Source organism: Methanosphaera sp. WGK6 (assembly GCF_001729965.1).
Lineage (GTDB): Archaea > Methanobacteriota > Methanobacteria > Methanobacteriales > Methanobacteriaceae > Methanosphaera.
In genome coordinates, this window is sequence record NZ_JRWK01000023.1 from 1 (window position 1) to 8,112 (window position 8,112).

Genomic DNA, 8,112 nt, shown 5'->3' on the forward strand with positions numbered 1-8,112 from the left:
TCATTATTATCATGTTGAATACTTTTTGATATATGTATTAGTATTATTATTTGTAAATATCTTGGTATTTGATTATTAGTTTCATATGTTTCTATTAATGTATCTATAATTTTCTTAAATTGATTTATGTCTGTGTAGAATAATTGTTTTCCTGGACATATACTCATAGATGTATTGTTTAGAATCATGTATCTTCTTGAATTTAGTAGTATTGTTGTTATAATTGTTAATGGATTATTATTTATGAATTTGGATGAGTTTACTAGTCTAAATAAGAAGTCTTTTTTAATAAAGAAGTTATCTGGAATTAATCCTATGTACATATAATCATCAACTACATTAATTGTTTGTTTTGTTGTGTATATGTAGTTTAAATAGGTTTTAAAGTAGTTATCATTGTTTGATACTGGAATTCTAATACAATTTATATGATTTTGGGTGAATGTTTCATTAATATTTTCAAATAGATTTTCCTCAAATATTGCTCCATTTTCTATGAAATTAACATATTTTCCTTTTATTAATTCTTCATAGTTGTTAAAGAATTCTGTGTAATTGTATGCAAATATGTTTTCAGGATATTTTTCTTTATAGTCTATGATTGATGTATAGTCAAGTATTTTTTCAATTATGAATACTTCTATGTTTTCTTTGAAGTTTAATGATTGATTAAATATGCTTTTAAGTGTATGTGTTAAATCATTATGTGTATTTTTGTTAAATATTATTATGGAAAATAGTTTTTTATTCGTCATTATATTATATATTTAGTTTTATAAAATATTTAAATGGAAGCTTTTATTTATATAACTCTTATTTTTAAAGGAAAACTAATTTTATTAGTTATTAACATAAATAATTATTAGATTTATTTTTTCGTTTGGACGAAATTGTTTTATGGGAGATTTATTTTAAATGTTTTTATCAGTAGTGGTTTTGATTAATAGTCCTGTTGATGAGTTAAATAAGTGTTTGAATTCATTTTTATCACAGGATTTGAAAGATTTTAATATTATATGTGTTGATTATGATACAACAAGGTATGATTGTATTGATATAGATTTAAAGGAGAAGTTAGATGTTTCTCTTGTTTTGATTGATGATTCTTATGCTACTCATAATTTTTATAAAGTAATTGATTCTATTAATTCTGAGTATGTGTTTATAATGAAGTCATGTGAATATTTAATGGATGATTCATTTATTAGAACTATTTATGCAAATAGAACATCAAGTATTATTAAGTTAAGTGCAGATGATAATTCTAAGGATATGCTTGATTTATCAGATGATTTAGTTATTAAGAGGAATTTATTTGATTTACATCAAGATACTTTAACTTATATTGATATTATTAAATTACTTACTAGTATTGATTCAGTGTGTAGTATTCAAGTCACATATAATCATGAACATAATGCTTTTTTTAGAATGCATACTTTTTATGATTTTCTAAGACATTTGGATCTTTTGAAGAGAAGTAGTGTTATGTGTGATGATAGACTACTTAGAACTTTATTAAATCTTCTTGTAATTAATATTGAAAATATACATGTGTCATCTAAAAAAGAATTAATTCAACTAGGTATACATATAGAACAAATTAGTGATGCATATAATCAAAGAAGTAATTATGAATTGATTAATAAATATATGACAATTATATTTAACAAAGTACGACATAAGTATATTGAAACTAATTTAGTGAATATATCAGTTATAATACCAGTATATAATGTAGCAGAATATATTAGTGAATGTCTTGAAAGTATCTATAATCAGACCTTCAAGAATTTTGAAGTAATATGTGTTGATGATGCATCTACTGATAACTCCATGAAAATTCTTAAAAAATATAAGCATAAACATGAAAATATGTATATTTTAAAAAATAGTAGTAATAGTGGAGTTTCTATTGCTAGAAACAAGGCAATGAAATATGCTACAGGTAAATACATATTATTTGTAGATCCCGATGATCTAGTATATAATAAACAAGCATTTGAAAACTTATATAAAATATCTGAAAATAATAATTTAGATATGCTTCTGTTTAAAAGCTATGAATATGATGATATAACCAAACAACAAAGTACAAGTAAATATAATGATATTCAAATACTTGATGAATTCACAAATACTATTTTTAAGTATGATGATATTAGTGAACATGACTTTTTTGGTATTAATGTAACAGTTTGGAGTAAAATATATAATCGTGAATTTCTTGAAGATATAAATGCATCATTCATACCAGGTATTATTCATCAGGATAATGGATTTTTCTATCATGTATTTATTAAAGCAAGACGTGTATCATTTATTGATGCATATTATTATAATTACAGAGTAAATAGGCGAAATTCTGCAATGTATAATCTTAAAACAGGAGATAAACCACAAGTTAATAATCATGCAACAGATATTCTTGTTTTATGTGATAATATGTTAAATACGTTTATAACAGGAAATGTGTATGATAAGTATAAGAAGTATCTTCTAATTAGAATTACTAATTATGCAAAAAATAGGTATTATAGTACTAGTAAATATGATAGGCCAAGGTTTTATTCTATGATGAAAGAATTATTTAATAAAATGATAACACAATACAAGGTTTATGATGATTTAAGTTTAGTTTCTGAGGAGAATAAGAAATTCTTTGATGATGTTATTAATGATACATTAAACTAGGTTTTTATGTTAAGCAACATTTAAAAAAAAATAGGAGAAGATAAAAGGATTTTATGATATTTAATTATTTCATGAATCTAGTTATCATCCTGTCTTAGTTTTCCATAATAGTATCTTGCTGTTGCTCCACTATCTATAAGAAAATCAGAAACTGTGATAAATGATTCTTTTTCCTGATTGATTGGATATTGTTGCTTCTAGTTCTCCTTCTTTTATTATTTTTCCTACTTCTTCTAGTAGTACTGCTGTTCTATAGAGATCTACTTCTAGATTTTCTAGAGGATATATCTTATTCCCTATATTTTTATGTCAAATTCTACATTGTTTCTTATTTGACTTATATTTTCTGTATGTTCTATTTTTTTTATCCATGATAAGTATTTTCTTTCCATATACTATTTTTCTTGTTATTATTATGTCTATTTTCTAATTATTATTTATTTAATTTAATAGAAACGTGTAATTTAACAAAAACATGAATATTCTAAATTTAAAAAGAAATTTGTTAAAAAAAAAGTATTGTGATGAAAGTTTAATTATCTTGACTTTCATTATATATTAATCCATACATGTATGCATTGAACATTACAATAAATGGTTTTATTAGTAATACTAGTATTAAATCTCCTATTAATGGAATTATGCTAATTAATGATCCTATAAAGAAGATTAGTTCTGATATTATACTACTTATAATTATTAGTGTTATGTATTTTGTCCATCCTATATGTGTTATATTATTAGTTACTTGTTTTATGTTAAGAGCACTGCGTAGACTACCTGTTTTTGCAAGTATTGCTCCTGCCATTATTTCATATAATATTGCTATAAAAGCAAGTATTATTCCAATTAATACTATTATTCCAAGGTGTATGTATTGATTAGTTGTAAGTACTGTTTGTGTAAGTGGTACTGTTAGTGATATTATGTTAAATAGTCCACTAAGATATGCTATTATATATACTGCTAGTAGTGGTATTAGTGTATAGATTATAAATAGTATCATGTATTTTATTCCATCAGTTATTATTCTAGTTATGTTAAAGCTTGGTAATTTTTCCACATGATTTATTGCTTTTCTTGTTATATCTAAACTTATTGCTCCTATAATAATATAGACTAATATTTCAATTATACAAAGTATTGTAAGTACTATTTCCTCTTGTGGTGTGTATACTAATTCACCAATAATGTATAGTACTAGAAACATTACAGGTAATACGTAGTGAAAACTTCTAAATGGTACTTGTAATGCTTTTGTAATAATTTCCTTCATATTCATCATTTTCGCCTCCATTTTTGTACTTTGTCATAGTGAATTTAAAACTCATATTATATAAAGTAATCGTGGAAAAGAACACTAAAAAGTAGTAAATAATGTGATAAAATAAGATATTAATACTTAAAAATAGGGCTTCTATTTAGAAAAAATTGATTAAAAATCATTTAATTAAAGTTTTAGTAAAATATAGTTTAAAAGAAAATAAAAGAAAATAAAAAAATTTTAGAAATTATTCTTTGCTTTCACGATAAATTAATCCATAAGCATGATTTGTAACTAATAGTACGTATGAATTAATAATTAATGCAGCAATTAATGACCCAATAGTAGGTATTCTTGCAAGTATACCTCCAATAATAGCAATAATTGATGTGACAAGACCTATAAGTATTGCAAATCCAATATATTTTAGCCATCCAATATTACTAATCTTATTAATCACATCATTAATATTTAAAGCAGCTTTAATACTACCAGTTTCTGCAAGAATTCCTTCACCAATTAATGTAAATAGACCAAATATTACAAATACTATGAATGCTACAATACAAGTTATAATCATACCTATTGCAAAATCTGAAACTAATGCCTCAGGAACTGTTGGTGCAGTAGCTGATCCATACTCCATGACTAATTCATATAATGTATTTAAAAATCCTGAAGCAAATGCTACTATTAATGTAATTATTGTTGGAATAATCATATAGATTATAAGTAGGATTAATGTTTTTATTCCATCCACAATATTCTTGGAAAAGTCTATTTGTGGAATTTCTGTTGATTTATTAATTGCTCCACGTATTACATCTAGTGCTATACCATATAACATTATTTCAATAATTAAACTGATTATTGAAAGAATAACTGCAAATATAGAGTTAGATGATAAACCAATACTTATAATTGCATTTATTAAGCTTAGTAATCCAATTATTAGCCATCCTTTATAATCATTAAATGGAAATGTTATGGATTCTTTTATTATATCAGTTATGTCCATTAATTTAACCTCCTTTTATTTTAATTACAATATAATTTATCATTAATAATATATCTAATTTTGTTCATAAAAAAATCATAGAACACTATTTTTCTATGAAAATTGAATTATAAAAGAAAAGATAAACTAAATAAAATTGTTAAATACATATTTCAATAGATTTTTTAATAATTAAATAAAAAATAAGTAAGTTAAGATAATTTAATAGTATATAAAAGAGTCATTTAAAAAAAATACAACTCTTTTTACTAGTATTCATCCATATATATTAATCCATAAGCATATGCATCAACCATGACACTATAAGCTACTACAATAGTTGAAAGATATGTGCCAATATAAGGAATAGCTGATATAATTGATGCAATAATACCCATAAGAATAAGTACTATACATATAAGTACTGCAAAACCAACATATTTAACTACACCAATACTTCTAATCTTATTAAGTACTGCTATAACATTTAGAGCAGCAGTTATACTACCAGTATCTGCAAGTCTTGCTCTTGCAATAGATTCAAGTAATTTAAATACAATACCTAAAATAACAGCAAAAATCATTGTAATAGTAATTGATGTGAAAGCTGCACTAAGTGTTGGTTGTGAAACAGAAGTTAATCCCATATACACTACACTATTATTAACTACACTACTACTTTCTACTACAAGATTTGAAACTGCAGTAGGAAGTCCACTAATACTAGCAATTACCACTAATAGAAGTATTGGAATAATAGCATAAATTACTGAAATAATACAACTTTTAATACCATCACTAATATTCTGACCTAGATCTAAACTAAAATTTGGATTACTATTATGAATTGAATTATGCATAATACTAATATTTAATCCTATGACAAGTAAACTGACAATTGCAGATACAATATATGCAATAACTGCTAGTATACTGCCCGTTGATATTATCTGAGTCATAATTACATCAATTACTAGTAATGCAGTAATTACAATCCATCCTACAGGCATAGTTGTAGGATATACTACTGATTCTTTAATAATATCTTGAATATCCATAATTTCTACACACCTCCATTTTATTAGTTTATAAGACAATAAACATCTTTATCAATTAGCATATATAAAATTTCACTAAAACTAAGAAAAAATGAAAAAAGTAGTGAAGAATAATAAATAAAAATAATAATCATGATTGAAGAGTCAATATATAATAATTATAAAATAGATTTCAGTGAAAATCATCCAATAACTGGTGAATCATACTACTTTATATTTAACAAAAACAGGGAATTATATCTTAATGATGATGAAAGCATACCCTGTGCTGATGAAACATTTCTTGAAAAATTTGATAAAAACTTCATATTATACATTGGAACATATAATGATAAGCCATGCTACACAGTGAATGTGAAAACAGATACCTCATTTACACAACTAAAAACAGTGTATGATAAAAACTGGAAAATATACCAGATGGCTACAAGAGCTGTTCTTATAAATGACTGGTATAAATCACACCAGTACTGTGGACAATGTGGAACAAAAACTGTTATTGATAAAAAAGATATGATGATGCTATGTCCTAATTGTGGACAAATGCATTATTCAAGAATTGCACCAGCAATAATAGTTGCAATAAATAATAATGGAAAATTACTCATGGCAAAGCATAGTTACCATGAAAAAATAAACTATGCACTTATTGCAGGATTTGTAGAAGCTGGAGAAACAATTGAAGAAGCAGTTCATCGTGAAGTAACAGAGGAAGTAGGTATAAAAGTAAAAAATGTACAATATGTGAAAAGTCAATCATGGCCATTTCCTAATTCACTCATGCTAGGATTTACAGCAGATTATGATGGTGGAGAAATTAAGGTTGATGGTGATGAAATATTAAAAGCAAAATGGTTTGATAAAGAAGATATAGAAGTGCCTCAATCTGATATGAGTATTTCCTCATGGCTTATAAATAACTATCTTAAAACACATTAATTTAATATATTATTTAATACTTTTCTTGATTTTAGAACTTTATTATATGAATTTAGTTCTAGAATTCCATTTTCAACTTTTTTTAGTAAATTTAAGTCAAGATTTCCATCACCCAGTGCTAGGTGACTGTCATTTTTACCATTATTATCATGTAAATGATAGTATTCAATATTTTTAAGTTTAAAAAATTCTCTACAATCTGGAGATGTATTTGCATGTCCTGTGTCAATAGTTATGTAGCAGTCCGTGTTTTTCTGGATGTATTCTAGTTCTTCAAGTCTACTTCCAATAAATCTAAATCTATTTGGCATATTTTCAATTGCAAGTTTTGTTTTAATAGAATTATTATTCATGTATTCTTGACATGTTTTAATTGATTCGATTGTATGTTCTATGATATATTTTCTTATTCTATCATCGTTTCTTCCAATTATCCCAGGATGTATTGTTAGAGTATTTACTCCTATTTTTTCTGCAAGTTTTAATGCTTGACATGTTTGTCTTATAGATTCCTGTCTTATACCCTTATTTACACTTGCAAGATTTAAATCTATAGATGGTGCATGCATGTATAATGTAAGATCTTTAAAATCTATATCATCTAACTTCCTATTTTCTAAGAGTTTATCTGGATGTGATTGTCCTTCAGCTAGTATTTCTATTGAATTAAAATTATCCTTTATAGCTGTGTTAATTATTTCATTCCATGGTTTCATAAATTGGGATAATGTTGAAAATCCTAGTTTCATAATTAAAACTATTTATATTAATCTTTTTAATAATTTATCATAAATTTGAAATAATAAAAATAGTGTTATCTATATGTACATGAATTACTACTAAAAACTATTCAGTATGGAAGCATTCATAAATTACAACAAAAGATATGTGTAAACAAATAATTATACTAATAAGTTATCTAATAAATAATGATATTTTAAAGAAAATACTATTACATTAATTAGTACCTACTCATAACATGATTACATATTTTCAACAAGACTACAAAAAATGCTTATTTAGTAAAGTAACATATGAATAATTTATTAGTAACAATTTTAGTTTAAAATTACTAAAATTTTTATATTCCTTAAAGTCATATTCAAGAAATTTTTATTACATTCAAAATATAGTTTTAAAATGTTATTTTTAAAAATAAT

The 8,112-nt window shown here is 24.4% G+C and carries 7 protein-coding genes; 2 read left to right on the top strand and 5 right to left on the bottom strand.

The genetic code is table 11. The annotated features are described in order from the left end of the window. On the bottom strand, positions 1-755 hold a 755-nt coding region (locus NL43_RS07905; RefSeq protein WP_143741341.1), incomplete at its 3' end, for a hypothetical protein. 160 nt (positions 756-915) lie between these two features. On the opposite strand from NL43_RS07905, the gene NL43_RS07910 reads away from it, so the two are divergent. Further along, positions 916-2,694 (top strand): glycosyltransferase, encoded by a 1,779-nt coding sequence (locus NL43_RS07910; RefSeq protein ID WP_069593513.1) that lies wholly within the window; start codon positions 916-918, stop codon positions 2,692-2,694. 532 nt (positions 2,695-3,226) lie between these two features. Here the strand turns inward: NL43_RS07910 and NL43_RS07915 are convergent. The 3 genes from NL43_RS07915 to NL43_RS07925 form a co-directional block, all read right to left on the bottom strand. Next, positions 3,227-3,979: a DUF4013 domain-containing protein gene (locus NL43_RS07915; protein ID WP_069593514.1), complete on the bottom strand. Its 753-nt coding sequence runs from the start codon at positions 3,977-3,979 to the stop codon at positions 3,227-3,229. Positions 3,980-4,205: 226 nt separating this feature from the next. Then, positions 4,206-4,976 (bottom strand): DUF4013 domain-containing protein, encoded by a 771-nt coding sequence (locus tag NL43_RS07920; protein WP_069593515.1) that lies wholly within the window; start codon positions 4,974-4,976, stop codon positions 4,206-4,208. Positions 4,977-5,224: 248 nt separating this feature from the next. Next, positions 5,225-6,013: a DUF4013 domain-containing protein gene (locus NL43_RS07925; RefSeq protein WP_069593516.1), complete on the bottom strand. Its 789-nt coding sequence runs from the start codon at positions 6,011-6,013 to the stop codon at positions 5,225-5,227. Between the two features lie 132 nt (positions 6,014-6,145). Between NL43_RS07925 and nudC the strand changes: the two genes are divergently transcribed. Next, positions 6,146-6,952 carry an NAD(+) diphosphatase gene (gene nudC, locus NL43_RS07930; protein ID WP_069593517.1) on the top strand — a complete coding sequence of 269 codons (807 nt, stop codon included), beginning with the start codon at positions 6,146-6,148 and terminating at the stop codon, positions 6,950-6,952. On the opposite strand, the gene NL43_RS07935 is transcribed toward nudC, so the two are convergent. Further along, on the bottom strand, positions 6,949-7,701 hold the full coding sequence (locus NL43_RS07935; RefSeq protein WP_069593518.1) for a sugar phosphate isomerase/epimerase family protein: 753 nt from the start codon (positions 7,699-7,701) through the stop codon (positions 6,949-6,951). The genes nudC and NL43_RS07935 overlap by 4 nt on opposite strands. Between the last annotated feature and the right edge of the window lie 411 nt (positions 7,702-8,112).

Excerpts from the sequence above, each read along its gene's own strand:
- NL43_RS07910 (WP_069593513.1), top strand. The coding sequence starts at position 916 with ATGTTTTTATCAGTAGTGGTTTTGATTAATAGTCCTGTTGATGAGTTA.
- NL43_RS07915 (WP_069593514.1), bottom strand. The coding sequence starts at position 3,979 with ATGATGAATATGAAGGAAATTATTACAAAAGCATTACAAGTACCATTT.
- NL43_RS07920 (WP_069593515.1), bottom strand. The coding sequence starts at position 4,976 with ATGGACATAACTGATATAATAAAAGAATCCATAACATTTCCATTTAAT.
- NL43_RS07925 (WP_069593516.1), bottom strand. The coding sequence starts at position 6,013 with ATGGATATTCAAGATATTATTAAAGAATCAGTAGTATATCCTACAACT.
- nudC (WP_069593517.1), top strand. The coding sequence starts at position 6,146 with ATGATTGAAGAGTCAATATATAATAATTATAAAATAGATTTCAGTGAA.
- NL43_RS07935 (WP_069593518.1), bottom strand. The coding sequence starts at position 7,701 with ATGAAACTAGGATTTTCAACATTATCCCAATTTATGAAACCATGGAAT.